We start from the raw sequence: 26,332 nt of genomic DNA, 5'->3' as shown, positions 1-26,332 counted from the left end.
ATTGGTCTTTATCCCATTGCCTGCTTTTTCTGCCGCGGCGTTAGCCGAACACGCCGGCTTGCCAAACGACCGCGCCACCTAACAGCAAAAATAACAGTGCGCACAGGCCATCGATAACCGGGGCGACTTTGGTGAGCACTTGCTGTACGCGACTGCCCGACAGCAGCCAGGCGAGTGACGAAAACCAGCCTAATGAGAGTAAGAACACCACCGCCACGGCCATGGCTTTGCCACTGGCAGACATGCTGGCCGGCACCAAGGTACTCATCAACGAAATAAAAAACACCAAGGCTTTAGGGTTAAAAAGGTTGGTCAGCACCCCTTTCCAAAAGGCCTGTTTTTGGCCGCGTACCGCAGGCGCATCATTGGCGGTTTGCGCCGGCTCTGTGGTGGCGGCGAGCAAGCCTTTGATTGCGCTAAGGCCTAAATACATCAGCACACTGCCCCCTGCCACCTGTACCCACATAAAGAGTTGCGGGTGCTGATGCACAAATAGACTGATGCCGGTAATGCTCAATATTGTGTGTGCCAAAATACTGAGTGATAACCCCAGCGCAATCGCCAAGCCAGTGGCACGGCCATAACGGGTCGCATTTTGGAGCACCAAGGCAAAGTCGGGCCCGGGGCTGAGCAGCGCAATCATATGTACCCCCGCCAGCGTGGCGAGAATAGCGAACTCATTCATCCTGATTTTCCTGCTGACAAAGGCGTGGTCTCTATCTTGGCCTCTTGCTGGCGCTTCGCTCGATAGGCATCAAAGCTAAATATCGCCAAGGCGGCCCAAATAAAGGCAAAGGTGGTGGCTTTATCTGGGGTAAAGGGTTCGTCATACAAGCCGACGGCGAGTAAAAACATTAAGCTAGGGCCGATATATTGGAAAAAGCCCAATACCGTTAAGGGTAAACGGGTGGCGGCGCCGGTAAAGCACAGTAAAGGCACCGTCGTGATCAAACCGGCAGCGGCCAGTAGCATATTTAGGCTAATGGGATTCTCGAGCAGGTTGGCGCTGGATGTATCGGCAAACTGCCACAGATAAATCAGCGCAATGGGTAAGAGTGTGCAGGTTTCCACAAACAAACCCGGCACCGCAGGAAGATTGATTTTTTTGCGCAGTAAGCCGTAAATCGCAAAACTGGTGGCCAGCACCAACGCAATCCAAGGCAGTGAACCAAAGGTGATCAGTTGCACCAACACTCCCACCAACGCCAGCGCGGCGGCAAGCCACTGCAGACGGCGGAAACGCTCACCAAGAAAGATCATCCCCAGCGCCACGTTCACCAGTGGATTAATGTAGTAGCCAAGGCTGGCATCCAGCATGCGGTTATTAACAATCGCCCAGATAAAAATCAGCCAATTACAGCCAATAAAGCAAGAGGTGAGCATTAACATCAACAGCTTTTTCGGTTCGCGAATAATTGGCTTGAGCTGATAAAAACGACGGGTGAAAAAAAGCAGCAATGCCAAAAAGACAAACGACCACAATACCCGGTGCGCTAAAATTTCCGGCGCCGGAATATGGTTGACCGTTTTAAAGTACATGGGGGCGATACCCCACATAATGTAGGCCGCCAGGGCCAATAACACGCCTTGGCGTGTACGTTTGGGATCAGGAATCACAGCGCAGTCTCGTTATAAGTGTCGGTCAGGGATGAACACCAACGTGTGCATGTTGTCTAGATGTAACAAGTTGTAAGGATGGGCGCAAGCACCTTTCTCTGTGCTCAGGGTTTCATCGCCTACAGGGTGTCGGTAGAATGAGCGCCAGTTTGAATAACGAGCTTGATTATGTCCGCCACCCCCGCCCATGCCGATGCGTCAACGTCTAGCGACGCCCCCATTGCTGATCCTGCCATGAGCCCTGCCCATCAGGTACTCAAAGCGGTGTTTGGTTATCACCAGTTCCGTGAGGGGCAACAAGCGGTGATTGATGCGGCGATTGCGGGGCGTGATGCCTTGGTCATTATGCCGACCGGGGGAGGCAAGTCTCTGTGCTATCAGATCCCCGCGTTGGTGCGCACCGGCTTGACCGTGGTGATTTCACCTTTGATTTCATTGATGAAAGATCAGGTTGACCAGCTTAATGCCAATGGGGTTGCCGCGGCGTGCTTAAACTCAGCGATGACGCCTGAGGCGCAAGCGGATACCTTGCGTGCGTTAAATCAGGGGGAGGTGAAGCTACTCTATGTGTCGCCTGAGCGCGCGTTGGGGCGCGACTTTATCCATCGCTTAACAGAGTGGCAACTGGCGTTGATTGCAGTCGACGAAGCGCACTGTATTTCCCAGTGGGGCCATGACTTTCGTCGCGAATATGCCTCTTTAGGCCAGCTCAAACAGCACTTTCCTGACGTGCCTGTGATGGCGCTGACAGCCACCGCGGATGCCACCACGCGCGAGGATATTTTATCCCGCCTTGCCCTGCATGATCCGCTGGTGCATCTGGGTAGCTTTGACCGTCCTAACATTCGTTACACCTTGCTGGAAAAGCACAAACCTTTAGCCCAATTGGTGCAGTTTCTGAGTGGTCAACGCGGCCAATCCGGGATTGTCTATTGTAATAGCCGTAAGCGGGTTGAGCAGGTCACTCAAAAACTGTGTGACAACAATATGCTCGCCGCCGCTTACCATGCAGGGATGACCACTGAGGCGCGCGGATCAGTCCAAGAGGCGTTCCAACGTGATGATGTCAACATTGTGGTAGCGACCGTGGCATTTGGGATGGGGATCAACAAGCCCAATGTTCGCTTTGTGGTGCACTATGATGTGCCGCGCAATATTGAATCTTACTACCAAGAAACCGGCCGTGCCGGGCGAGATGGACTGCCGGCTGAAGCGGTGTTGTTATATGACCCCTCCGACATGGGATGGCTCCATCGCTGCTTGGAAGAAAAACCGGATGGGCCACAAAAGCAGGTCGAAAGCCATAAACTGACCGCGATGGGGGCGTTTGCCGAAGCGCAAACCTGTCGCCGTTTAGTGCTCCTTAACTACTTTGGTGAGAACCGCCAAACACCTTGTGGCAACTGTGATATTTGTCTCGACCCACCCACCCATTTTGATGGCACCGAACAAGCACAAAAAGCGCTGTCGTGCGTGTACCGTGTTAACCAAAGCTTCGGGGTCGGGTATGTGGTGGAAGTATTGCGCGGGATGCAAAATCAGCGCATTAAAGATCATGGTCACGACAAGCTCTCTACCTATGGTATCGGGCGAGAGTGGAGCCATGAATACTGGGTGAGTATTATTCGCCAATTGATCCACCGCGGTTACTTGGTACAAAACATTGCCCGCAGCTCAGTGCTGCAGTTGACCGAACAAGCGCGGCCATTACTGCGCAGCGAGATTGCCCTTGAGCTGGCGGTGCCGCGTATTGGCCTCAGCCCGCGCACCAAAGCCAACAAACTGAGCCAGCGCCATTACGATAAAAAATTGTTTGCCAAGTTGCGTAAGTTGCGCAAGGCCATTGCTGACGAAGAAGATATTCCGCCTTACGTGGTATTTAACGATGCCAGTTTGATGGAAATGGCTGAGATGCTGCCGTCATCGCAAGCGGAACTCTTAGCGGTCAGTGGCGTCGGGCAACGCAAACTGGAAAAATTCGGCGATGCGTTTTTGGACTTAATTGATGATCATCTTAGTGTAAGTGAATTTGGTTATGGCACCGAGTAACTGGCAACTGATGGCGTCCGACAGCACCTTGGCGTTTTATCAGCCTCAGCTTGATGCGGATAATGCTAAAGAAGTCTGTCAGCCGTTGTTAGACACCCTCGCGGCCTCTGTGCTTGAGTGCCAACAGGACGCTGACATGATGACCTGGCTGATTGATTTTGAAGGCACGCGCTTGATGCTCAAAGCGGCACATTATACCCAGAGCGTGTGGGTAGAAGCGCTGGATAATGAGGGCGACGAGGTAATTGCCTTTTTGCGCCATTGGTGGACGCGTCATCCGCCTCTTTAAATTGCACTGGCACCGGCGATTGATTGCTGTATAATTCGCCACCTCGCGCTGCCTGTAGACGGGTAGCTAAGTCTTTTGGGTTCCCTCGCCCCCAATAACAAAAAGGTGCACGATGAGCCACTTTTCCCTTGCTCAGCAGCGTAAAGCGCTGGGTTACCTCGTTCTATTCCATCTAATCATTATTGCCTCCAGTAATTACTTGGTGCAGATCCCCTTTACGGTTTGGGGTTTCCACACCACCTGGGGAGCCTTTACCTTTCCGTTTATTTTTTTGGCCACTGATTTAACCGTCAGGATCTATGGTCCGACTCTGGCGCGCCGCATTATCTTGCTGGTGATGGTGCCCTCGCTGCTGATTTCCTACGTGTTATCCGTCTTGTTTTACCAAGGCAGTTATCAAGGCATGGAGCAGCTGGGTAGCTTTAATCTCACCGTCGCGCGGATTGCGATTGCCAGCTTCATGGCTTACTTGCTGGGTCAGATCTTAGATATTCATGTGTTCAATCGGTTACGTCAGCAGCGCCAATGGTGGGTCGCGCCCAGTTGTTCCACCTTGTTTGGTAATGCGTCAGACACGCTCGCCTTTTTCGCGATTGCGTTTTATCAAAGCCAAGATGCTTTTATGGCGGCGCACTGGGTCGAAATCGCCTTGGTAGATTATGCCTTTAAGTTGATTATTAGCTTGGGACTGTTTATTCCTCTGTATGGGGTTTTGCTCAACCTGATTATTCGACGAATCACACAGGTGACGCCGTCGGCGACGGTGCAGCAAACGTCCTAGTCAGTCGCAGAATAAAGAGTCGCATCGCGGCTCTTTTTTTACGTCAATACGAGGAGGTGAGATGGAAATTCGTGCTGGGTACTTAGAGGAGGCGGTAACGGTACTTAACAGCGTGCCCGAGTTGGATGCAGGAGTATCCTTGGAGCAATGCCGCGCGCGATTAGCCGGACGCACGGCATTGGTATTGGTCGCGTATCAAAACGGTGAGCCTGTGGGGGCTAAAATAGGCTATGCCACCAGTGAGACCCAGTTTTATAGCTGGCTGGGCGGGGTGAGCAAAGCGGCGCGAGATCAAGGGGTAGCGAAAGCGCTGCTACAGGCTCAAGAAGCTTGGGTAGCGGCTTCTGGCTATCAAACACTTGCGGTCAAATCACGCAACCGCTTTACCGCGATGGTGTGCATGCTGGTGCGTCATGGCTATCAGATGGTGGCATTGGAGCAAAAAGGTCAGCCTGCCGATTATCGACTTTATTTTGAGAAGCAGATCAATAAATGAACAGTGAGTGGAAAATAAGCATATTTTTTTCTTGATAAACGATAATGAGAATGGTTATTATTAACTCGCACTCAGGGTCAAGCCCACATGCTTAACCCTGAAGGCACGACATTGCTCACATTGCTTCCAGTGTATTAGCGGGGCGCTTATCAGACAGTGATTAAGTTAGCCCATTTTTGCTAGGCGACACCTTTCGGGGTGTCGCTTTTTTCTTTTCTGGGTGCTGGCTTTTCGAACGATGGATGTTGGCATTATGGCGGTGGATGCAATGACAGTTTGATGACAGCGAGAGAGTCTGAGCACAAGAGCAACAAATCAAAAAGCATCGAAATTATTTGTTGAAAATGCTAATGAGAATGGTTATTGTTAACTTGTCTTCAGGGCAAAGCCCACATGCTCAGCGCTGAAGGCACGACATTGCTCACATTGCTTCCAGTGTATTGGGGCCAGCAAACTGTTATTAAAACAGCTTTGTTTTTGCGCTCACCTGTTACAGCGACGCCGCTCTCGGCGTCGCTTTTTTCTTTGTGTCTTCCTATTGTGTGCTTAGGCCAGCTCAACCAGTTTTTTCACCATCCGATTGATGCCACTCGCGGCGTCCGACACAGATGTTGCCAGCATATAGGCCGGTGTGGATAGCAGATGGTGGCGTTGGTCTAACACATAATCCGATACTGGACATTCGATATGCTCACCGCCCATACGGTTAAAGGCGGCGGCGATGTCTGGCTCATTACCAATGGTGCCTTTGACGCCTTTTGGGTAGATCTGCGGGATCATGATCGGGGCGATACACATATAGCCAGCAGGCTTCTCGGAACGGGCAAAGGCCTGACACACTGCAAACATATCTTGGTGTACCTGAACCGGATCGCCATTGTAAGCAAAGTCCGATAAGTTTTTCGCGGCACCAAAACCGCCAGGAACCAGTAGGGCGTCGAAGTCATCGGCGTTCAAATCAGTTAGCGGAAGTATCTCCCCACGCACAATGCGGCTGGCTTCAGTGAGCACATTACGCGTTTCGCTCATCGCTTCGCCAGTACGATGGTTAATAACATGGTGCTGATCGATATCTGGGGCAAAGCACTGCCATTGAGCATCGTTTTGCTCGAGGGCCAGTAGGGATAACACAGTTTCTTGGATCTCGGCACCATCAAACACGCCGCAGCCAGATAAGATCACAGCCACCTTTTTCATCACGCTCTCCTTGTATCGGCATTTAAAATATTGCAATCCGAGTGGGCAATGCTTAAAGCGTCGTCTACGCTTAATTGCGTCTAACAGTGTCGCATTGGCCAAGGGCTTATGCGAAATAGTAGCCAAGATCGCAAGAGAAATTGGTGATTATCTCCGCAGTTTGTGATGACTTTCTCTGCAACCTTTGACGCCAGTAGCGATTTCTTTTTCCACACCACAGGATCCTTTTTCGATCAAGATCTAGATCCTGTGATTTTGCCTAAGTTAATGTTTTTATTTAATAAAAAATCCATTTCTTATGTTTGTTTAGACAAAATCAAAACCCTATAAAATAATTACCAACAAAGTTATCCACAGATTGGCGACCTTGTGGGAAAAACCATGGTTAACAGGGGTCGAGACTCGTGGCATGCTTAACGGCTAACGTGTTTAACTGGCGATCAAGATTCTGATATGGCAACTCTTCCCGACAATCCGTTAATCCTTGTGGATGGCTCTTCGTATCTTTACCGGGCATACCATGCGTCCCCCAATCTCACTAATAGCCAAGGCGAGCCCACGGGCGCGGTATTTGGGGTGGTCAATATGCTGCGCAGCTTGTTGCGACAGTATCCACATTCACACGTGGCGGTGATTTTTGATGCCAAAGGGAAGACGTTCCGCGATGACATGTATGAACAATACAAAGCCAACCGTCCACCGATGCCAGATGATCTACGCGGGCAAATTGAACCTTTGCACAAGATTATCAAAGCCATGGGTTTGCCTTTACTCGCGGTAGAAGGGGTGGAAGCCGATGATGTGATTGGCACGCTCGCCACGCAAGCCTCACAAGCGGGGATGCCGGTGCTTATCAGTACGGGTGACAAAGATATGGCGCAGCTGGTGGATGAGCATGTCACCTTAATCAACACCATGACCAATGTGGTGATGGATCCTGAGGCGGTGCGTGAGAAGTATGGCTTTGGTCCTGAGCATATGATTGATTACCTTGCTCTGATGGGCGACAAAGTCGATAACATTCCCGGTGTACCTGGGGTCGGTGATAAAACCGCGACCGCGTTGATTGCCAATCTGGGCGGCTTGGATGATATTTACGCCAACCTTGAGCGTATCGCCGACCTTGGTTTCCGTGGTGCGAAGAGCATGGCGAAGAAACTGACAGAGCATAAAGAGTCGGCTTATTTGTCACACCAGTTAGCAACGATAAAATTGGACGTTGAACTGGACTTCACCCCTGAACAGCTCGTCAAGCAAGAGCCTGATAATGACACCTTGGTGGCCATGTATCGTGACTTGCAATTCCGCCGCTGGCTCAAAGAGCTGGATGAAGGTGATGCGCCAGAAGAGGCGGTGTCTGATGAACCTATCTCGCAAGCGGCCACGATTGACCGCAGTGGTTATCAGACCGTTCTGACACGCGACGCGCTGGATAGTTGGCTTGAAAAAATCCGTGAGGCTGAGGTGGTCGCGGTGGATACGGAAACCGATAGCCTCAACTATATGGAAGCCAATCTGGTTGGGATTTCATTTGCCGTCGCGCCGGGTGAAGCGGCGTATGTGCCGGTAGCTCATGATTACCTGGAAGCGCCTGCGCAGTTATCGCTGGATCAGGTGCTGGACGTATTACGCCCTTGGTTGGAAGATCCTTCAGCGGCGAAAGTCGGTCAAAATCTGAAATATGATGCCAGTGTGTTTGCGCGTCACGGGATCACCTTAAAAGGGATCGCCTATGACACCATGCTGGAGTCGTACGTCTATAACAGTGTGGCGGGACGTCATGACATGGATAGCCTCGCTGAGCGCTACTTGCAGCATACCTGCATCAGCTTTGAAGAGATTGCCGGGAAAGGCAAGAAACAACTGACTTTTAACCAAATCCCGCTTGAGCAAGCGGCACCTTATGCGGCGGAAGATGCGGACATTACGTTGCGTTTGCACCAATACCTGATTGGGAAAGTCACCAGTGACGAGAAACTAAAAACCATTTTTGAGTGCTACGAGATGCCGCTGGTCAGCGTGCTGTCGCGCATGGAACGTCATGGGGTGCTAATCGACAAAGACAAGCTGGCGACCCAATCAGAGGCGCTACATACTCGTTTGATTGAGCTTGAGCGTGAAGCCTTTGAGATTGCCGGCGAAGAGTTCAACTTAAGCTCGCCCAAGCAACTACAAGCGATTTTGTTTGAGAAAATGGGCCTGCCGGTGGTGAAGAAAACCCCATCAGGGAGCCCTTCAACCAATGAGGAAGTGCTGCAAGAGCTCTCACTCGATTACCCGCTACCTGCGCGGATTTTGGAATACCGTGGACTGGCAAAACTCAAATCGACGTACACGGACAAATTGCCGCGCATGATTAATGCGCAAACGGGCCGCGTGCATACCTCGTATCATCAAGCCGTCACTGCGACGGGGCGCTTATCGTCCACCGATCCGAACTTACAAAATATCCCCATTCGTAACGAGCAGGGGCGTCGTATTCGCGAGGCCTTTACGGCAGACGCGGATAACACCATTTTGGCGGTGGATTACTCGCAAATCGAATTGCGGATTATGGCGCATTTATCTGGTGATAAAGCCTTGCTAGAAGCGTTCCGAGAGGGCAAAGATATTCACGCCGCCACCGCAGCCGAAGTGATGGGTATCCGCCTCGATGAAGTCACCAGTGAACAGCGTCGCCGCGCCAAAGCGATCAACTTTGGCCTGATTTATGGCATGAGTGCCTTCGGCTTATCTCGTCAATTAGGGATTGGTCGCCATGAAGCACAAAGTTACATGGATACTTATTTTGAGCGTTATCCAGGCGTGAAGGCCTACATGGACCGCACCCGTGAGCAAGCGGCGGAAAAAGGCTACGTGGAAACCATTTTTGGTCGTCGCCTTTATCTGCCTGAAATAAAATCACGAAACGGCATGCGTCGTAAAGGGGCCGAGCGCGCGGCAATCAATGCGCCGATGCAAGGGACGGCAGCCGATATTATCAAGCGTGCGATGATACTGGTTGATCAATGGATCCAAGCCAACGCCGCGGATGAGGCTCGCCTGGTGATGCAGGTGCACGATGAACTGGTGTTGGAAGTCAAAACGTCATCAATGTCCAAAGTTGAAAGCAAAGTACGGAAATTGATGGCGTCAGCGGCTGACTTGGATGTGCCTTTGATCGCCGAAGCAGGGTTCGGCGATAACTGGGGAGAAGCCCACTAAGTTCAGGGTTTTTATTGACCTTTCTGTCTTTTTACACTGAAAGCCGATATTTTTATCGGCTTTTTTTTATTCATTATCCACCTGATCTGTGGCGTTTTTACGCTAAATAGGTTTATTTTTATGAAAAAAAATTACGTAAGATACTTTTCAACACTGAGTGATTGATATACAGTTAACAGCGTAGGGTACAGAGGTAAGATGTTCTATCTTTCAGACCTTTTGTTTCACGTTATTGGATTTGGCTGATTCAGCAGCCCCAGTCAGGATACTGACTGGGGCTTTTTTTATTGGCTAATCGTCATCGCGAGGCGTCACCCTGCCACTGCCTTTTTATCGTTTGCTGACTCGCATTATTCCATTCTTTTCAAAAAAATTAGAGCAATTACTTTAATTTTGGCTAAGGGCTTGGTTATAATGCGCACAGCTTCTTGTTCTTTATGTGTCTATAGGGTCTGATTGAGATCGCTTAAGCACAAAGATTCGCCGGCCCTCATATTGAGGGTCGGCTTTTTTTTATCTACGTCAGTGACAGGCAGGCTTTCCCCGTTAAAGCGGGTTAATCGGTTGGTTGTGCGTCGTCGGCGAGGGGAGAGGGATCTTGTTGATACCAGCCGTCTAGCTTGCGGCGTAATTTATCGACGCCCATGCCTTTGAGCGATGAGTACAACTCGACCTCAACATCGCCGCAAAAGGCCAGTGACGCTTCACGGATTTTCATCAGTTGCTGCTTACGTGCCCCTGATTTCAACTTATCGGCTTTGGTCAGTAGTACCAACACTGGCAAGTGAGACTCTACCGCCCAGTAAATCAGTTGCTGATCCAAGTCTTTCATCGGATGACGAATATCCATCAACACCACTAATCCGCCAAGTTGATCACGTTTTTGTAAATATTCTCCCAGTGAACGCTGCCACTTCTCTTTCATTTCCAAAGGGACTTGGGCATAACCATAACCGGGTAGGTCGACAATATGACAACCTTCGTCCACCTTAAAGAGGTTAATTAATTGTGTGCGCCCGGGTGTCTTACTGGTCTTTGCTAGGCTCTTTTGGTCACAAAGACGGTTAAGGGAGCTAGACTTACCGGCGTTGGAACGGCCAGCAAACGCAATCTCTATCCCCGTATTATCAGGAAGATGGCGAATGTCGGGTGCGCTGGTAACAAACTGGGTGTTACGGTAATTAAGTGATTGCTCCACTGTTAACTCCGTCTCGTCTTGGTGTAGTAGACTGATTACTTTTGTGTGAATTTGTGTAAAATAACCGTGCTCGGTTTTTGATCGGTAATTGTACCATGACGGTAACTAAGTAGTGGTACTGGAAGCTTGATAATTATAAACGGAATGTCATGAAGAAATTAGCGCTAATATTGACTCTCCTCGCCAGCACTTCAGTCTGGGCCCAAGGAGATGCTGAAGCGGGCAAAGCAAAATCCAATACCTGTGTCGCCTGTCACGGTGCTGACGGTAACAGTGTTTTGCCTGATTACCCAAACTTGGCGGGTCAGCACGCCAACTATCTAGAGAAACAACTGAAAGAATTTAAGCTCGGCGCGCAAAGCGGCGGTGAGCAAGGACGATATAACGCTGTAATGGCTGGCATGGTCGCGCCGCTTTCTGAGCAGGACATGGCAGACTTAGCGGCGTATTATGCAACCTTAACACCCAAGCCTGGTACCACGCCTGAAGGCGCTATCGAGGTAGGCCGCCAGCTCTACATGGCCGGTGATCCTGAGCGCGGTATTGCAGCCTGTACAGCCTGTCACGGTCCTCGCGGGAACGGCACCCCTTCTTCTGGTTTCCCGAAAATTTCTGGCCAGCCTGCGAAGTACCTAGCCAGTCAGTTGAAAATGTTCCGCGCCGCAGAGCGTCATAATGATATGAACAAAATGATGCGGTCGGTCGCGGCGAAGCTGACGGACAAGGAAATTGACGCGCTGTCTAACTACTTAGGCGGGCTACACTAATAACCGAGCCGCTCTGCGAAAACGGTGGTGTGATAAACGCCGCCGTTTTTATCCCTCCCGTTTATTCGCCCGGCCATCTCACTAGGCCCGCGCTTTGACATCACACCACGCCGATAGCGATAACAGCGACCTCGTGTGTGAGAGATTGGCTATTTGCTAGCAAGAAAAACACGTCACTTCTTGAAAGATATATTTTTATCTTCTTTAAAATCATTGCTTTACCTCCAATGTACATTTTCGCTTCTTATTTTATTTGGCGGTCATTCTAGGCAAGCGCGGTCACTGCGATATGCTATCACTATCAACAGGACGTTGGCCTTAAGGACAAGAGACTGAGCCAAGCAAGGCAGATGAGCACCAGGACGGTCTAACCACAGGATGTGGATGTTGCCAAGGTTGGCGCACAAGGATGACGTGACACAGGATGTGTAGTGGGTGTCGAGCGACAAGGACGCAGGAAGCGACGGATAGGCAGGCATGCTACCCACAATGACAGGATGTTGATACTAAGGCGCTAAGCGCCATTTATCAGGGATGAACCCAGTACCAGGACGGACACGATCCGCTTATTATCGCAAGCGCGATACGCGACAGGCTTTATGCCTGTCGCTTTTTTATTGACCCACTTTCTGCTACATTCGCGCCAGCCTTTGGCATAGATGAATGATATGCAGCACTGCCCTTTATGTGAGCACACAACAACCCATCTTTATCATACCGACAAACGCCGTGCGTACTTTCAATGCACGGATTGCGCGTTGGTATTTGTTGATCGCCAAACGCTGCTCGCGCCCGAGGACGAAAAGGCCATTTATGATTTGCACCAAAATCACCCGGAGGACCAAGGCTACCAGCGCTTTTTATCGCGTTTAGCCACACCCTTGCTGGCGCGATTGGCGGTGCCTGCGAGCGGGCTAGACTTTGGCTGTGGCCCAGGGCCCGTGTTGGCGAGTATGTTGCGAGACGCAGGGCATGATGTGGCCTGCTATGATCCCTTCTATGCGCCACAAACCGACGTACTGGATGAATGCTATGACTTTATTACCTGTACGGAGGCGATCGAGCATTTTTATTGGCCGAAGGCGCAGTGGCATCAATGGCTCTCAATGCTTAAACCGGGCGGCTATTTGGGGATTATGACCAAACTGGTTAAGGATCCAGATGCTTTTTCACGCTGGCACTATAAGAACGATCTGACTCACGTTAGCTTTTTTAGTCGCCATACGTTCCAGTTTTTAGCTCACCAAGCTGGCTTGGCGCTCACGTTTATTGGCAACGACGTAATTTTAATGAGGAAACCACAGACATGACGCGTAAAAAGAAAACGCGCCGCGTAGGATCGGAAGGCCCGGCGCAATACGTAGATAAAAACCAGAACGAGCAAGACCGCATTGCGCGAATGCTGAAAAAGCAGAAAAAGCGTAAGGGCAAGAAAGCCGGCTCGCGTCATTCAGAAGAAGACAACAAGCAAGTGCGTCGCAGCGGTGGTAAAAAAGACCCGCGCATTGGCAGTAAAAAGCCGATCCCATTGGGTACGGATGCAGAAAAACCGAAGCAACCCAAACTCACGCCAGAGCAAGAGCTTGCAAAGCTTGAGCAAGACCCACAACTGAACGTGTTGCTGGATCGCATCGAAAATGGTGAGAAGTTGGGCGCGGGCTTGCAAGCTTACGTGGATGAAAAGCTGGATCGGATTGAAGTGCTGATGGATAAACTGGGCCTGCTGACCGACGACAATGAGTTGAATGATGACGATGACCTGCTGGCTAAATTTGAGCAACAGGATGATTAACAAGGAGTAACCGGTGCAGGAGTGGATCTGGATATTGGCAGGACTTGGGGCGCTGATTATTTTGGCGTTGTCGGTGTACGCAGGCGTATTGCTGGCGAAGCTAAAGCGACAAACCAAATGGCAAGCCGAGATGAAAGAGGCAGCGATCAACCAACGCAATGATAAAATCATTGAGAGCGTTGATGTGATTGCGTTTGCCGCACTGCAGGATCAATGCGATTTGTCGGAGGCCGCGATCCGTCTTTACATGATCATGGATCACCTACAAGGCGATAAGCGGGTTGAGTTTGATAGCCGCTATCCGGCCTTGTTTGAATTGTATGAGGCGGTAAAAGATACCCCTCGTGGTGAGGCAAGAAAGGGGCTGAAAAAGAATGAGCGCATGCGACTCGACTTAGACCGAGCCAAACATGAAGCGCGTCTAGAAGAGGCAATAAAAGTGGAGCTCTCAGACATTCTTGCCTTTACTGGGGGTCGCCACATCCCTGATCATATCCTGACACACTGAGTGTGACTGCCTGGAAAGCAGCCGATAACAGCTGCTTTCCACTGTCATTTTGTCCCAATACCCTTATAATTATTAGGCGAAAATCGATCTCGCCGACACTTTCGCAACATCAGTGCGGGTAGTGCTAAACACCTGACTTAAGGCTGTGGCACACTAGACGCTGTTACTCCTTTCCTAAGCGCTTTTGCGGAATGTAAGCCATGTCATCACCACAAATCATTTGGGATCAAGCCCTTATCAATAAGTACAACTATTCAGGGCCCCGTTATACGTCGTACCCGACGGCACTCGAATTTCATGAGGCGTTTGCGCCCGCGGAATTTGATATGGCGTGTAGCCAGTATCCTGAGCGCCCGTTGTCGTTGTATGTGCATATCCCGTTTTGCCACAAACTTTGCTATTACTGTGGCTGCAATAAAGTGGTGACACGGCACCAGCATAAGGCGGATGAGTATCTGGATGCGCTTGAGCACGAGATCCGTCAGCGTGCATTTTTACTTGGCTCACGTCGTGTGACGCAACTGCATTGGGGCGGAGGCACCCCGACGTTTCTCACTAAAGCGCAAATTTCTCGCTTAATGCACTTGCTACGCCAAGAGTTCGACTTTGAAGACGAGGCTGAAATCAGCATCGAGGTCGATCCGCGCGAAATTCCACTCGATATGCTCGATCATCTCCGCGATGAAGGCTTCAATCGTATCAGTATTGGGGTGCAGGACTTTGATAAAAAAGTGCAACAGCTGGTGAACCGAGAGCAAGATGAAGACTTTATTCACGCCTTGGTTGAACGTGCCCGCGAACTGGGCTTCCGCTCCACCAATCTCGATTTGATTTATGGCTTGCCCAGCCAATCGCCAGAGGGGTTTGCCAATACGCTTGAGCAAGTCCTTACCATGCGTCCGGGTCGACTCTCAGTGTTTAATTACGCGCATTTGCCCAACTTGTTCGCGGCGCAGCGCAAAATCAAAGAAGAGGATTTACCCTCACCGGACGCCAAGCTCACCATGTTGCAAGACACCATCAATACGTTGACGGGGGCTGGCTATCAGTTTATCGGCATGGATCATTTTGCTCTGCCTGATGATGAGCTGGCGGTGGCGCAGCGTGAAGGGCGTTTACATCGCAACTTCCAAGGCTATACCACCCAAGGTGACTGTGATCTGCTCGGGCTCGGGGTGTCGGCGATTTCGATGATTGGTGATTGTTACGCGCAGAATCAAAAAGAGATGAAAGCGTATTATCAGCAAGTGGATGCCGAGCGCCATGCCCTATTCAAAGGCGTGATGCTTGAGCCGGATGACCGCATTCGTCGTGATGTGATTAAAGCGCTGATGTGTAATTTCACCCTAGAGAAAGCGGACATTGCGACACGTTACCAGATAGATTTTGATCAGTATTTTGCTGAGGATCTGGCGTTACTGCAGTGCTTTATCGATGATGACTTGGTCCGGGTGACTGATAAAACGATTTCAGTGACCAAAACGGGCCGTATGCTGATCCGCAATATCTGTATGAGCTTTGATGTTTATTTGCGAGATAGAGCGCGTCAGCAACAGTTTTCGCGAGTGATTTAACCTTAAAAAAACCGCCAAATGGCGGTTTTTTACGGCGTGAGGCTCGCGTGGAGTGGCTCGACGACGACCTAGCGTGTTGCCGCGTGGGCTTTCAGTGCGGCTTTCTCACTATCAGACAAGAAAGCAATCGAAAGGCCATTTTCTTGCAATGTGGTGATTTGCGCCGGCGTTAAGCCCGCGGCAGGGGCAGCGACTTCATATTCATAGGGTAATTCAATCCCTTCCACGGCTGGATCGTCAGTATTTAACGAGGCCAGAATGTCATGGTCGAGGAATTGACGCACCGGGTGCTGCGCGAGATCAGCAATGGTGCTGGTTTGGATGTTTGACGTCAGGCAAGTTTCGATACCTATCTGGTGTTTCGCCAAGTAATCCATCAGCGCTGGATCCTCAATTGCTTTCACCCCGTGTCCGATTCGGGTGGCGCCGAGTTCGTTGATTGCTTGCCACATACTGGCGGCGCCAGCGGCTTCGCCAGCGTGCACGGTCACTTGCAGGTCGCTGGCCCGCACTTTGGCAAAGTGCTCGGTGAATTGGTCGCCCGGTTGGCCCAGTTCATCACCGGCCAGATCGATGGCCACTAAGTGTGATTTTTGTGTCAGTAGTGCATCCAGCTCGGCCATACAGGCTTTTGTGCCGAAGGTACGGCTCATGATGCCAATCAAGTTGGTTTTCACGCCAAAGTCGCGGCTACCCGCCTGTACACCATCGACCACGGCTTCTACCACCCCTTCGAGGGGGAGCTGATGCTTCAGCGCCATGTAGTAGGGCGAAAAGCGCAACTCGGCATAATCAATTTGCGCGTTTAAGGCATCTTCTACGTTTTCGTAGGCGACGCGGCGGACGGCATCTAAATCCCCTAATACGGCTACGCCCCAATCGAGCTTAGACAGGAACGCCACTAAATCGGGTTCGTTCTTGACCACCTGCACATGTGGGCGCAGTGACTCGATATCGGTAGCGGGTAGTGGCATCGCAAATTTTTGCCCTAGCGCCAAAATAGTGTCGATACGAATATTGCCGTCCAAGTGACGGTGCAAATCTGTCACGGGTAAGTCTTTTGTTATCATCATCGGTTCCCAGCAGGTGAGTTGGGGCTCAGTATAGCGAGTGACTCTCTTATCGTCAGTAGTCAGTGTGTCGATGGCGTGACAGCTATCGCGTGGGGAGCTTATCCGTTACCCGTTCTGTTGGTTGTTCCGCCAAGGGGAGGGGTTTAGCAAACAAGAAGCCTTGTGCAAAGTGGCAACCAATGTCACGCAGCCGTTCGGCTTCTTCCTGGGTTTCTATGCCCTCGGCCACCAGGTGCACATCCATACCGCGTGTCATGGCAACCACGGCTTCAATGATGCGCTGGTTAGTGCTGTTTTCGGTCATCGAGTGAACGAAACTGCGATCAATCTTAAGGCTGTCAAACGCCATTTGGTGAAGGTATGCCAGCGATGAATAGCCGGTGCCAAAGTCATCGATAGCAATTTTAATTCCTAGCGCGCGGATTTTGGTTAACCCTGAGGTCGCTAAGTGCTCATGACTCATCAGCTGTGACTCAGTGATCTCCAAGGTTAAATTCTCCGCTGGCAGTTGGGTACGATCCAGCACGCTTTGCAGTTTGTCGATAAAGTCGGCCGACAGTAGCTGACGTGCGGATAAATTCACGTGCAGCTGATAATTGGCTGGCCACAAGCCTTTTTGAATCTGCGCCACGGTGTCATAAGCGGCTTGCTCGAGTACCTGCATGCCGATTTGATTGATCAAGCCACTTTGCTCGGCGACGGGAATAAAATCAGCCGGGGAGACCATGCCACGCGTAGGGTGGCGCCAGCGCACCAAGGCTTCCGCGCCGCAGAAGCGGCCATCAAGCAAGCGGACAAAGGGTTGGTAATACACCTCAAATTGATGATGCTGTACGGCGTGATGAAGCTCGAGGAGGAGCCTTGATTGCTCTTGAATCCGTGCCTGCATATTGGCTTCAAAGTACACATACATCGCTGTTTCACTGCGTTTGGCTTCGCTCAATGCGAGACCGGCGTGATCAAGGCCTTCATAAATGGCATCGCCAAAGGTGTAGCCAAAGACGACCCCCGCACACGCGTCGACCAAAACATCATCGTTGCCAATGGTGACAGGGCGCTTAAACAAACTCAGTAACTGATCGACCAATGCCTCTGATTGCGTGCGGTTAGTGGTATTGGGGGCGAGAACGGCGAACTCATCGCCACGCACGCGTGCCAGTAGCATCCCAGAGCCATCGGAGAGGGCGCTGAGTCGATCGGCGATCGCGCATAAAAGCGTGTCCCCGCCTTCTTGTCCAAGGCTATCATTAATGTTGCGAAAGCCGTTGATCCCCAAAATCACCAAGGTATTGGGGGCGTGATAGCGCAAGCCAGCAGCCTGTTCAATCAAGCCTTCACGCGTATAGAGTTGCGTGAGGTTATCTTGGCGGACTTGTTGGCGCAGTGCATTGAACGACTGCTGTAACTTGACCGACATATTGTTAAATGCTTCTTTGAGTATCGAGATTTCCCGCAGGCTTGCGGGCGTATTGATGCGGTAAGTCAAGTTGCCCGATGCCAGTTTGGCTGCCGCTTCAGCGGTGTCTCTCAATGGGCGAGTCAGTTGGCGTATAATGAAATACACCACCGCAAGCCCGATCAGTGCCATGGTCATCACCAGATAAATGCTGATCTCTTGCTGGCTTAGCAGGTTTTTTAACAGTAGCTGATCGGGCAGTGCGACCACTACATACCATTGATGCTGAAAGGGAGCGGGCATCGCCACTTGTTTAATGGTGCCATAAAAATGGCCCTTGTCGGCAATATTGAAACTAAAGGGCTTGCCTAAACGGCCGGGTTCGGGCGGCCACGCGTTTGCGACCTGACTAATGGTATTATCGAGGACTGGGTTATGGCTAATATCGGGAAAATGCAAGATATTGCTGGGGCTCTCTTGGCCACTGTGGGCGATCATCCGACCCTCATCGTCGACAATAAATAATGCCCCCCCAAGTTTTTGTTGACGCTCACTTAAGAAGCGGTTAAACGCATTGAGCTTGATGTCGCTGGCGACCACGCCCCACACATTATCGTCGACCATTACCGGGGCAATCGCCGATAAGGAGACTTCACCGACCTCATCGGCATCACGGTAAATGTCGGTCCAGCGTGGCTGCTCACGATTGAAAGCAGGAATGTACCATGGTCGGATGCGTGGATCGTAGTGGTTGTCTTGATAAATGACGTTGGCGTGTGGGGTGCGGCCATCAAAAATCCGCAGCGCACCCTGGGTCGCGTCACTTTGTTCCATCAAAATATACTGACCAGCTTGGCTTTTACGATAGCCAAAATACTCGCCCTCAGCATCGACCCCGATACCGAGTGCCTGCATGTGAGGCATGGCTTGATAGAGAGAGGTGTAGCTATTGAGAAGGTAATCACGCAGCCCTGCGTCAGTCGTTGGCGTGTCGGCCAGCCGAGCGGCAAGGCTGTCGGCAACGAATATATTGGCATTAAATGGATGAACAAGATACTGGCGCAAGTCTCGCTCGATACCGACGGAGTAATCCTCGAGTAATAACTTACCGACAAATTGCGAGCTGGCGCGATAGTGGTTGTTGATGGTAATAATGATCACGACCAGCGTGAGTGTTAGGACGAGAAACACGGGGAGCATCACGGCAGCGCGTATCGACAATGGGCGTAAGTTTCTCATCAGGACAGCAACTTTACTCTTATAAAAAAAACAACATGATTGTTAGATTTTACCTCAATCTCTTTACTTAAATTTAGCAGAGGTTCAAAGAGTGTCAGTTTCAATAATGAGTTACGACTCAATATTTAGCTCTTTGAGTTTACGTGTCAGGGTATTACGCCCCCACCCTAAAATTTTAGCTGCCTCTTGTTTGTGACCATGCGTGTGCTTGAGCGCCGATTGTAACAAGATGCGTTCAACACTGGGGAGCGCTTGTTGCAAAATACCATGTTGTCCTTGTGTTATCGCATCTTGCGCCCAATACGTGAGAGCCTGCTGCCAATCATGGGCTTCATTGTCGGTCATAGCACTTGGCTGGTTGAGCAGCTCCCTTGGGAGATCGGAGGGCAGCACCTCCTTACTGCTGGCCATCACGGTCAGCCAGCGGCAGGTGTTTTCTAGCTGGCGGACGTTACCCGGCCAAGGTAACTGGCTCATCATGGTTTCTGTGTCTGGGTGGAGTTGCTTGGCTTCGACATCCAGCTCTTTGGCCGCGCGGGCAAGAAAATGCTGACACAGCTGGGGAATATCTTGGCGCCTGTCTTTGAGTGAGGGTAGATGAACGCGGATCACGTTCAAGCGGTGAAACAAGTCGTCTCGGAAACTGCCTTCTGTCACCAAGCGTTCAAGATCTTGGTGGGTCGCAGCGATAATGCGTACATCCACATCGACCGCCGCGTGACCGCCGACCCGATAGAATTGACCATCCGCCAGCACACGCAGTAAACGCGTTTGCACATCCAATGGCATATCGCCAATTTCATCCAAAAAGAGGGTGCCGCCATTGGCTTGCTCAAAGCGTCCTTGCCTGACCGCGTTGGCCCCCGTAAACGCCCCTTTTTCATGACCAAACAGCTCAGATTCAATCAAGTCTTTGGGAATGGCGGCCATATTCAGCGCGATAAAGGCTTGATTGGTCCGCGGACTATGACGATGTAGCGCTTGGGCGACCAGCTCCTTACCTGTACCCGACTCACCATTGATTAATACCGAAATCGAGGAGCGTGACAGCCGGCCAATGGCGCGAAACACTTCTTGCATCGCGGGAGCCTCGCCGATGATCTCGGGTGTCTGTGTTTGCGGCTGTCGTGACGTTTGTTGCTTTTGCTGCTCTTTATAGTGGGCCAGCGCGCGCTCAACCAGGGCCAGCGCTTCATCAATATCGAACGGCTTGGGCAGGTATTCAAACGCGCCTTTTTGGTAGGCGTTGACCGCGGCATCTAAATCCGAGTGCGCGGTCATGATGATCACAGGTAAGTCAGGATGTTGCTCATGTACCGCTTTTAGCAGCGCCAGCCCATCGCTACCTGGCATGCGAATATCGGAGACCAACACATCAGGGCGACGTTCATGCAGGGCACTGAGTACATTTTCAGCATTGCTAAACGTATCGCAGGTGAGGCCGGCAGCACTGAGGGTGCGCTCCATCACCCAACGAATAGAGCTGTCATCATCAACAATCCAAATGGTCCCTTTACTCATGTGGCGTGTCCTTTTCTATGATTGGCAATTGGATGGTGAAGCAGGTATGGCCTGGCCAGCTATTCACGTCAATTTTCCCTTGATGCTGATCGATTAAATGATGAGTGATGGCGAGTCCAAGCCCATTGCCGTCAGCCTTGCTGGTGACCATGGGGTAGAACAAGGTGTCTTGCAGATGCGGCGCAATCCCGGGCCCATTGTCGATGATTTCAATTTGCGCGACCACCCGGTGACGCTCGCCATGGATCACGGTTTGAAAGCCTGTGCGCGTGCGCAAGGTGAGCCGCGCGTTTGGCTGACCACTTATCGCATCCGCCGCATTGGTGGCGACGTTGAGAATCGCTTGCTCCAGCTGCTCAGGATCCATCTCAAAATCAGGTAAGCTAGGGTCATAATCGCGAATGATCTGGATGCCTTCGTGGTTATCGAGGCTGATCAATTGGCGGACTTTTTCCAATACCACGTGAATATTTTGTCGTTGGCGCAACCCAGGACGCTGTGGTCCCAGTAAACGGTCGACTAAGTTTCGCAATCGGTCGGCTTGCTCGATAATAATTTGCGTATATTCCGCTAAGCTCGCATCAGGCAGCATCTTTTCTAGCAGCTGTGCCGCGCCGCGTAAGCCGCCAAGAGGGTTTTTTATTTCATGCGCCAAGCCGCGTACCAACTCTTTTGCCGCTTGTTGTTGTGCTTTTTGGGTCAGCTCCTTACTGATCCTTTGCTGTTGGCTGACCACATTCACTTCCAGTAGCAGCCGCCCTTCGTCCTCTTGATCAAATAGCGGACTGGCACTGAGTTGCACCTTTTGTGGCTGACCGTCCACCACCCAGGTCACATCACTGTCCGTCAAGCTCTGCCCCGCCCGTGTGGTGTTGGCAATTTGTGCCCAGTCGACGCTGGCGTGCTGAATTTGCTCGGTGAGCGGCCGCGTCAGCAAGCGCCTGGCACTTTGATGCATCAGCTGCTCGGCGGCCGCGTTGACATACTGAATACGCCATTGGCTATCCACCACAATAATGGCGGTGAGGAGGTGGTCGAACAGTTGAGCGGGTGCCATCCGTGTTGCGTCCTTGTTTGCACTGATTTGGTGCATTGAGTGTAATCGAGATCCTTGCTTGATGCAGCTTGCACTGCTGGGTTTGTGAATGCATCGGCGTTGTCATGGGTTAATCATGCGCGCGATGTGGCTGATTCACGTGGGCGCGATGCAAATACACCTGATGTTCAGAGGACGATGCAATTATCTTGCCGTTTTCTAAAACGCGCACTTTAAAGCGATGGGTGCCTCTGTCTACCGGGCCGAGGTGCCATTGCAGTGTGAGCTGTGAGGCGCTGCGCGTCTGCTCAGGGTGAGCCTGAACGGGTTGACCGTCCATCACCAGCTGCACGTGGTCGCTTGGGGACGCCGCCGGGGCCAGAATGGCTTTTACGGAAACCTTGCCGGGGTTGCTGCGCAACGTCGCGCCATCACTGGGGTGAACCAGTGTGATCGTCACGTTTGATTGATGTGTGGGCGTGGGGGGTGTCTGCGGCGGTTGCGTTAACGGTGGCGATACCGGCGAGGGCGCGTAATGGCGCACTTGGTGGGGCGCGTTGGGAGGCTGATCACTAATATGCCATTGTCCGTTTTGATCCTGCCATTGGTAAACCGTGCCAGCCTGGCAGGTGACAGTGAGGCTGAGCACGATAATGGTTAGCCAGCGCATCGCTTCCCCTTTTTTATCTGCAGATACTGGCAATGATAAGCGAGATGGCGCGGGTAAAAAGCACAAAAAAGCCCACCTGCGAGGTGGGCTACAATTTGGGTTGTTTGCGCGCTTATACCGAGTAGTACAGCTCGAATTCCACGGGATGGGTGGTCATTTGGATACGCTCAACATCTTCGCCCTTCAGCGCGATGTAAGAGTCAATGAAGTCATCCGAGAACACACCACCAGCAGTTAGGAACTCGCGGTCATCGTCAAGGGCCTGTAGTGCCTCTTTAAGGGACTCAGCGACGGTTGGGATTTCCGCTGCTTCTTCTGCAGGCAAGTCGTACAAGTCTTTATCCATGGCATCGCCAGGGTGGATCTTGTTTTTAATCCCGTCGAGGCCAGCCATTAGCATGGCGGCGAAGCAGAGATAAGGGTTGGCCGTTGGATCGGCAAAGCGCAGCTCAATACGGCGAGCTTTCGGGCTCGGCACCACTGGGATACGGATTGATGCTGAGCGGTTACGTGCCGAGTAAGCCAACATAACCGGTGCTTCAAAGCCTGGGACCAGACGCTTATACGAGTTGGTTGAGGCGTTGGCGAAGGCGTTGATCGCACGTGCGTGTTTGATGACACCGCCAATATAATACAGCGCGGTTTCAGACAAGCCGCCATATTTATCACCGGCAAACAGGTTTTGCCCATCTTTGGCAAGCGACTGGTGGACGTGCATCCCTGAGCCGTTGTCACCAACCAGTGGCTTAGGCATAAAGGTTGCCGTTTTACCAAAGGCGTGCGCAACGTTATGCACCACGTATTTATAGATTTGGATTTCGTCGGCTTTGGTGGTCAAGGTGTTGAAACGGGTAGCAATTTCATTCTGACCTGCTGTCGCCACCTCGTGGTGGTGCGCTTCAACTACTAGGCCCATTTCTTCCATCACTAATGACATGGCAGAGCGGATGTCTTGTGATGAGTCAACGGGGGCAACCGGGAAGTAGCCGCCTTTTACGCCTGGACGGTGACCTTTGTTTCCCCCTTCGAGGGCGGTACCTGAGTTCCAGCTTGCCTCGACGTCGTCAATTTTATAGAACGAGCCGGCCATATCGGTGGCAAATTTAACGTCATCGAATAAGAAGAACTCTGGTTCAGGACCGATCAATACGGTGTCGGCGATGCCAGATGCGCGCATGTAATCTTCTGCACGTTTAGCAATCGAGCGAGGATCACGGTCGTAGCCTTGCATGGTTGAGGGCTCGAGAATGTCACAACGGATATTCAGGGTGCTTTCCTCGGTAAAGGGGTCAAGCACGGCCGAACTGGCGTCTGGCATCATCACCATGTCTGATTCATTAATGCCTTTCCAGCCCGCGACCGATGAGCCATCAAACATTTTGCCTTCTTCAAAGAAGTCATCATCAATTTGATGCGAGGGGATAGAAACATGTTGCTCTTTACCTTTGGTATCGGTAAAGCGCAGGTCGATGAATTTCACCTCGTTTTCTTGGATCAGTGCGAGCACGTTTTCTACTGACATGTGAAATAACCTCCGGTGTCAAATTGAGTAAATAGCGCGTTGGCTCCTTGCTGCATGACAAAGCGAAAACCGTGCCAACAATTTTAAGCCGCGCCAAACGGCGTTTAACGCGATAAAATCGTGTGCAGCCTTGTTCAAAAGCGTGCAATTTGCACCATCATGGTGCGCCTTTGATCGCATCTGGTGCAAGGGGCAAAGACGGTGCGTCGCTTTGCACGAGATGCGTGCATGCGTCGCCCCCCTCTTTGTAGCAGACATTACATGACAAGAGTGTGGGCGGTCTTTAAAAATTCATTTTTTCCCCAATCACGATGAATCCTTGTATTTGCACAATAAATAACCAGTTGTGCCCGGGTGAAACCCGGGGGACGGTGAGCCAATTCACATAATAAGGTGGGTTTTGCGACAAAATCTGGTACATTACGGCCGTTTTTTTAATCAGGTGGCGGTGCCGTCGTGTTAGCATAGCTTGCCAACTTCGGCGCGCGCCCCGTCTATCGAGTGAAAAAGAGAGTCCATGACCAACATACAGACAGATAAATTAAGAAATATCGCCATTATTGCCCACGTTGACCACGGTAAAACCACGCTAGTGGATAAGCTGCTGCAGCAATCCGGTACGCTGGCTTCCCGCGGTGAGGTGGAAGAGCGTGTCATGGACTCAAACGACATTGAGAAAGAGCGTGGCATTACCATCTTGGCCAAGAACACGGCCATTAACTGGAATGACTACCGCATTAACATCGTTGATACGCCGGGACACGCCGACTTTGGTGGTGAAGTTGAGCGCATCATGTCGATGGTTGATTCGGTATTGCTGGTGGTGGACGCAGTAGACGGTCCAATGCCGCAAACCCGTTTTGTGACCCAAAAAGCCTTCTCTCATGGCCTAAAGCCGATTGTGGTTATCAACAAGATTGACCGCCCAGGTGCGCGCCCGGATTGGGTGATGGATCAAGTGTTTGATTTGTTTGACACATTAGGTGCATCCGATGAGCAATTGGATTTCCAAGTGGTTTATGCGTCAGCCCTTAACGGCTGGGCGAGTCTAGAAGAAACCACAGAAGGCGAGGATATGGAGCCGTTGTTCAACGCGATCGTTGATAACGTTGACGCGCCTGACGTTGATATCACCACGCCACTACAAATGCAGGTGTCTCAGCTGGACTACAACTCCTATGTGGGGGTTATTGGCGTGGGTCGTATCACCCGAGGTTCGGTTAAGCCGAATCAGCAAGTGACGATTGTAAGCGCCGATGGCAGCAAGCGTAATGGCAAAGTGGGCAGTGTTTTAGGCTACATGGGCCTTGAGCGTCATGACGTTGATGAAGCCTCTGCCGGCGACATTATTGCGATTACCGGTTTGGGTGAGCTGAAAATCTCAGACACGATTTGCGATCCAAGCAATGTCGAAGCGCTGCCCGCACTGACTGTGGATGAGCCCACTGTGACCATGACTTTCCAGGTCAATACCTCACCGTTTGCAGGGCTGGAAGGTAAATACGTCACTTCACGTAACATTCTTGAGCGTCTGCAAAAAGAGTTGGTTCACAACGTGGCACTGCGCGTGGAAGAGACAGATAACCCGGATAAATTCCGTGTCTCTGGCCGTGGTGAATTGCACTTGTCGATTTTGATCGAGAACATGCGCCGTGAAGGCTTTGAGCTGGCGGTATCGCGCCCAGAAGTGATCATCAAAGAAGAAAACGGCGAGAAACTCGAACCGTTTGAGACGGTGACCATTGACGTACTGGAAGAGCATCAAGGTGGCGTGATGGAAAGCATCGGCCTGCGTAAAGGTGAGCTGACGAACATGCTACCAGACGGCAAAGGCCGTGTGCGCATGGACTTTGTGATGCCATCTCGTGGCCTGATTGGTTTCCAAACAGAGTTCTTAACGCTGACCTCGGGCTCAGGCCTGATTTATCATACCTTTGACCACTACGGTAAGTACAAAGGTGGAGATATAGGCCAGCGCATTAATGGTGTGTTGATCTCAAACGCAGCGGGTAAAGCACTGACTTACGCCCTATTTAACTTGCAAGACCGCGGACGCTTGTTTGCCGAGCACGGTGACGAAGTATACGAAGGTCAGGTGATTGGTATTCATAATCGTGCCAACGACCTGACAGTTAACTGCTTGAAAGGTAAGCAGCTGACCAACGTTCGTGCCTCAGGGACCGATGACGCGCAGGTATTAAGCCCAGCGATCAAGTACACCTTGGAGCAGGCGCTTGAGTTTATCGATGATGATGAACTGGTTGAAGCGACGCCGGAGAGCATTCGTATCCGTAAGAAGCTATTGACCGAAACCGAGCGTAAGCGCGCAGGTCGTAAAGGTTAATCACGCGGGCATCACCGCGCGATATGGACAAAGGGCATCCTCGGGTGCCTTTTTTATTG

The 26,332-nt window shown here is 51.3% G+C and carries 22 protein-coding genes; 12 read left to right on the top strand and 10 right to left on the bottom strand.

Features of this window, described 5'->3' with window-relative positions:
* Positions 1-40: 40 nt before the first annotated feature.
* Together FCN78_RS12625 and rarD are read right to left on the bottom strand one after the other, a co-directional pair.
* Entirely contained in the window at positions 41-685 is a 645-nt protein-coding gene (locus FCN78_RS12625; protein WP_077659636.1) for a LysE family translocator, read from the bottom strand.
* Positions 682-1,614, bottom strand: coding sequence for an EamA family transporter RarD (rarD, locus tag FCN78_RS12620; RefSeq protein ID WP_077522983.1), 933 nt, complete (start codon positions 1,612-1,614; stop codon positions 682-684). Before rarD ends, FCN78_RS12625 begins: the two co-directional genes overlap by 4 nt.
* A 237-nt stretch (positions 1,615-1,851) precedes the next feature.
* Here rarD and recQ point away from each other — a divergent pair, with 237 nt between their 5' ends.
* The 4 genes from recQ (at position 1,852) to FCN78_RS12600 (ending at position 5,232) form a co-directional block, all read left to right on the top strand.
* Positions 1,852-3,666 carry an ATP-dependent DNA helicase RecQ gene (gene recQ, locus FCN78_RS12615; RefSeq protein ID WP_235607602.1) on the top strand — a complete coding sequence of 605 codons (1,815 nt, stop codon included), beginning with the start codon at positions 1,852-1,854 and terminating at the stop codon, positions 3,664-3,666.
* Positions 3,653-3,955: a DUF3630 family protein gene (locus FCN78_RS12610; protein WP_077659637.1), complete on the top strand. Its 303-nt coding sequence runs from the start codon at positions 3,653-3,655 to the stop codon at positions 3,953-3,955. Before recQ ends, FCN78_RS12610 begins: the two co-directional genes overlap by 14 nt.
* 112 nt (positions 3,956-4,067) lie before the next feature.
* On the top strand, positions 4,068-4,736 hold the full coding sequence (locus tag FCN78_RS12605) for a 7-cyano-7-deazaguanine/7-aminomethyl-7-deazaguanine transporter (protein ID WP_069360779.1): 669 nt from the start codon (positions 4,068-4,070) through the stop codon (positions 4,734-4,736).
* Positions 4,737-4,797: 61 nt separating this feature from the next.
* Positions 4,798-5,232 (top strand): GNAT family N-acetyltransferase, encoded by a 435-nt coding sequence (locus FCN78_RS12600; protein WP_077659638.1) that lies wholly within the window; start codon positions 4,798-4,800, stop codon positions 5,230-5,232.
* 546 nt (positions 5,233-5,778) lie between these two features.
* On the opposite strand, the gene elbB is transcribed toward FCN78_RS12600, so the two are convergent.
* Positions 5,779-6,429: an isoprenoid biosynthesis glyoxalase ElbB gene (gene elbB, locus FCN78_RS12595; protein WP_069360781.1), complete on the bottom strand. Its 651-nt coding sequence runs from the start codon at positions 6,427-6,429 to the stop codon at positions 5,779-5,781.
* A 453-nt stretch (positions 6,430-6,882) separates the two neighbouring features.
* On the opposite strand from elbB, the gene polA reads away from it, so the two are divergent.
* Entirely contained in the window at positions 6,883-9,633 is a 2,751-nt protein-coding gene (gene polA, locus FCN78_RS12590) for a DNA polymerase I (RefSeq protein WP_077659639.1), read from the top strand.
* 198 nt (positions 9,634-9,831) lie between these two features.
* Positions 9,832-9,879 carry a small protein SpfP gene (gene spfP, locus FCN78_RS16180; protein WP_438616993.1) on the top strand — a complete coding sequence of 16 codons (48 nt, stop codon included), beginning with the start codon at positions 9,832-9,834 and terminating at the stop codon, positions 9,877-9,879.
* A 310-nt stretch (positions 9,880-10,189) separates the two neighbouring features.
* Here the strand turns inward: spfP and yihA are convergent, their stop codons facing one another.
* Positions 10,190-10,831, bottom strand: a complete 642-nt coding sequence (gene yihA / locus FCN78_RS12585; protein WP_069360783.1) for a ribosome biogenesis GTP-binding protein YihA/YsxC — start codon at positions 10,829-10,831, stop codon at positions 10,190-10,192.
* A 149-nt stretch (positions 10,832-10,980) separates the two neighbouring features.
* On the opposite strand from yihA, the gene FCN78_RS12580 reads away from it, so the two are divergent.
* The 5 genes from FCN78_RS12580 (at position 10,981) to hemN (ending at position 15,472) form a co-directional block, all read left to right on the top strand.
* Positions 10,981-11,598 carry a c-type cytochrome gene (locus FCN78_RS12580; protein ID WP_069360784.1) on the top strand — a complete coding sequence of 206 codons (618 nt, stop codon included), beginning with the start codon at positions 10,981-10,983 and terminating at the stop codon, positions 11,596-11,598.
* Positions 11,599-12,266: 668 nt separating this feature from the next.
* Entirely contained in the window at positions 12,267-12,908 is a 642-nt protein-coding gene (locus tag FCN78_RS12575) for a class I SAM-dependent methyltransferase (protein WP_077457397.1), read from the top strand.
* Positions 12,905-13,390: a Der GTPase-activating protein YihI gene (gene yihI, locus FCN78_RS12570; RefSeq protein ID WP_069360786.1), complete on the top strand. Its 486-nt coding sequence runs from the start codon at positions 12,905-12,907 to the stop codon at positions 13,388-13,390. Before FCN78_RS12575 ends, yihI begins: the two co-directional genes overlap by 4 nt.
* A gap of 13 nt (positions 13,391-13,403) precedes the next feature.
* The gene (locus FCN78_RS12565) at positions 13,404-13,898 is read left to right on the top strand and encodes a DUF2489 domain-containing protein (protein WP_077457395.1); all 495 of its coding nucleotides are present in this window, start codon (positions 13,404-13,406) and stop codon (positions 13,896-13,898) included.
* A 200-nt stretch (positions 13,899-14,098) separates the two neighbouring features.
* Complete coding sequence (gene hemN / locus FCN78_RS12560; RefSeq protein WP_069360788.1) at positions 14,099-15,472, top strand: oxygen-independent coproporphyrinogen III oxidase; 1,374 nt, start codon at positions 14,099-14,101, stop codon at positions 15,470-15,472.
* Between the two features lie 68 nt (positions 15,473-15,540).
* Here hemN and add read toward each other — a convergent pair whose 3' ends face one another.
* The 6 genes from add to glnA all read right to left on the bottom strand — a co-directional run bounded on the left by add (position 15,541) and on the right by glnA (position 23,929).
* A complete protein-coding gene (gene add / locus FCN78_RS12555) occupies positions 15,541-16,542 on the bottom strand; it encodes an adenosine deaminase (RefSeq protein ID WP_069360789.1) in 1,002 nt (333 codons plus the stop codon).
* Between the two features lie 85 nt (positions 16,543-16,627).
* Positions 16,628-19,180 (bottom strand): bifunctional diguanylate cyclase/phosphodiesterase, encoded by a 2,553-nt coding sequence (locus FCN78_RS12550; RefSeq protein ID WP_077522954.1) that lies wholly within the window; start codon positions 19,178-19,180, stop codon positions 16,628-16,630.
* A 111-nt stretch (positions 19,181-19,291) separates the two neighbouring features.
* The gene (gene glnG, locus FCN78_RS12545; protein ID WP_077522953.1) at positions 19,292-20,701 is read right to left on the bottom strand and encodes a nitrogen regulation protein NR(I); all 1,410 of its coding nucleotides are present in this window, start codon (positions 20,699-20,701) and stop codon (positions 19,292-19,294) included.
* Entirely contained in the window at positions 20,694-21,758 is a 1,065-nt protein-coding gene (glnL, locus tag FCN78_RS12540) for a nitrogen regulation protein NR(II) (RefSeq protein ID WP_077457387.1), read from the bottom strand. Before glnL ends, glnG begins: the two co-directional genes overlap by 8 nt.
* Positions 21,759-21,867: 109 nt before the next feature.
* Positions 21,868-22,407 (bottom strand): DUF4124 domain-containing protein, encoded by a 540-nt coding sequence (locus tag FCN78_RS12535; protein WP_077659640.1) that lies wholly within the window; start codon positions 22,405-22,407, stop codon positions 21,868-21,870.
* Positions 22,408-22,519: 112 nt separating this feature from the next.
* Entirely contained in the window at positions 22,520-23,929 is a 1,410-nt protein-coding gene (glnA, locus tag FCN78_RS12530; protein ID WP_069360794.1) for a glutamate--ammonia ligase, read from the bottom strand.
* Between the two features lie 517 nt (positions 23,930-24,446).
* On the opposite strand from glnA, the gene typA reads away from it, so the two are divergent.
* Positions 24,447-26,273, top strand: coding sequence for a translational GTPase TypA (typA, locus tag FCN78_RS12525; protein ID WP_069360795.1), 1,827 nt, complete (start codon positions 24,447-24,449; stop codon positions 26,271-26,273).
* The last annotated feature ends 59 nt before the right edge of the window (positions 26,274-26,332 follow it).

Source organism: Salinivibrio kushneri, assembly GCF_005280275.1.
Lineage (GTDB): Bacteria > Pseudomonadota > Gammaproteobacteria > Enterobacterales > Vibrionaceae > Salinivibrio > Salinivibrio kushneri.
Note: the sequence above shows the minus strand (reverse complement) of the source record. Positions and strands in the feature narration are given on the sequence as shown.

Coding starts and splice junctions, on each gene's coding strand:
- glnA (WP_069360794.1), bottom strand. CDS start 23,929: ATGTCAGTAGAAAACGTGCTCGCACTGATCCAAGAAAACGAGGTGAAA.
- typA (WP_069360795.1), top strand. CDS start 24,447: ATGACCAACATACAGACAGATAAATTAAGAAATATCGCCATTATTGCC.
- recQ (WP_235607602.1), top strand. CDS start 1,852: ATGAGCCCTGCCCATCAGGTACTCAAAGCGGTGTTTGGTTATCACCAG.
- yihI (WP_069360786.1), top strand. CDS start 12,905: ATGACGCGTAAAAAGAAAACGCGCCGCGTAGGATCGGAAGGCCCGGCG.
- add (WP_069360789.1), bottom strand. CDS start 16,542: ATGATAACAAAAGACTTACCCGTGACAGATTTGCACCGTCACTTGGAC.
- elbB (WP_069360781.1), bottom strand. CDS start 6,429: ATGAAAAAGGTGGCTGTGATCTTATCTGGCTGCGGCGTGTTTGATGGT.
- FCN78_RS12535 (WP_077659640.1), bottom strand. CDS start 22,407: ATGCGCTGGCTAACCATTATCGTGCTCAGCCTCACTGTCACCTGCCAG.
- glnG (WP_077522953.1), bottom strand. CDS start 20,701: ATGAGTAAAGGGACCATTTGGATTGTTGATGATGACAGCTCTATTCGT.
- glnL (WP_077457387.1), bottom strand. CDS start 21,758: ATGGCACCCGCTCAACTGTTCGACCACCTCCTCACCGCCATTATTGTG.
- hemN (WP_069360788.1), top strand. CDS start 14,099: ATGTCATCACCACAAATCATTTGGGATCAAGCCCTTATCAATAAGTAC.
- FCN78_RS12605 (WP_069360779.1), top strand. CDS start 4,068: ATGAGCCACTTTTCCCTTGCTCAGCAGCGTAAAGCGCTGGGTTACCTC.
- FCN78_RS12600 (WP_077659638.1), top strand. CDS start 4,798: ATGGAAATTCGTGCTGGGTACTTAGAGGAGGCGGTAACGGTACTTAAC.
- FCN78_RS12610 (WP_077659637.1), top strand. CDS start 3,653: ATGGCACCGAGTAACTGGCAACTGATGGCGTCCGACAGCACCTTGGCG.
- FCN78_RS12575 (WP_077457397.1), top strand. CDS start 12,267: ATGCAGCACTGCCCTTTATGTGAGCACACAACAACCCATCTTTATCAT.
- FCN78_RS12580 (WP_069360784.1), top strand. CDS start 10,981: ATGAAGAAATTAGCGCTAATATTGACTCTCCTCGCCAGCACTTCAGTC.
- polA (WP_077659639.1), top strand. CDS start 6,883: ATGGCAACTCTTCCCGACAATCCGTTAATCCTTGTGGATGGCTCTTCG.
- FCN78_RS12625 (WP_077659636.1), bottom strand. CDS start 685: ATGAATGAGTTCGCTATTCTCGCCACGCTGGCGGGGGTACATATGATT.
- FCN78_RS12550 (WP_077522954.1), bottom strand. CDS start 19,180: ATGAGAAACTTACGCCCATTGTCGATACGCGCTGCCGTGATGCTCCCC.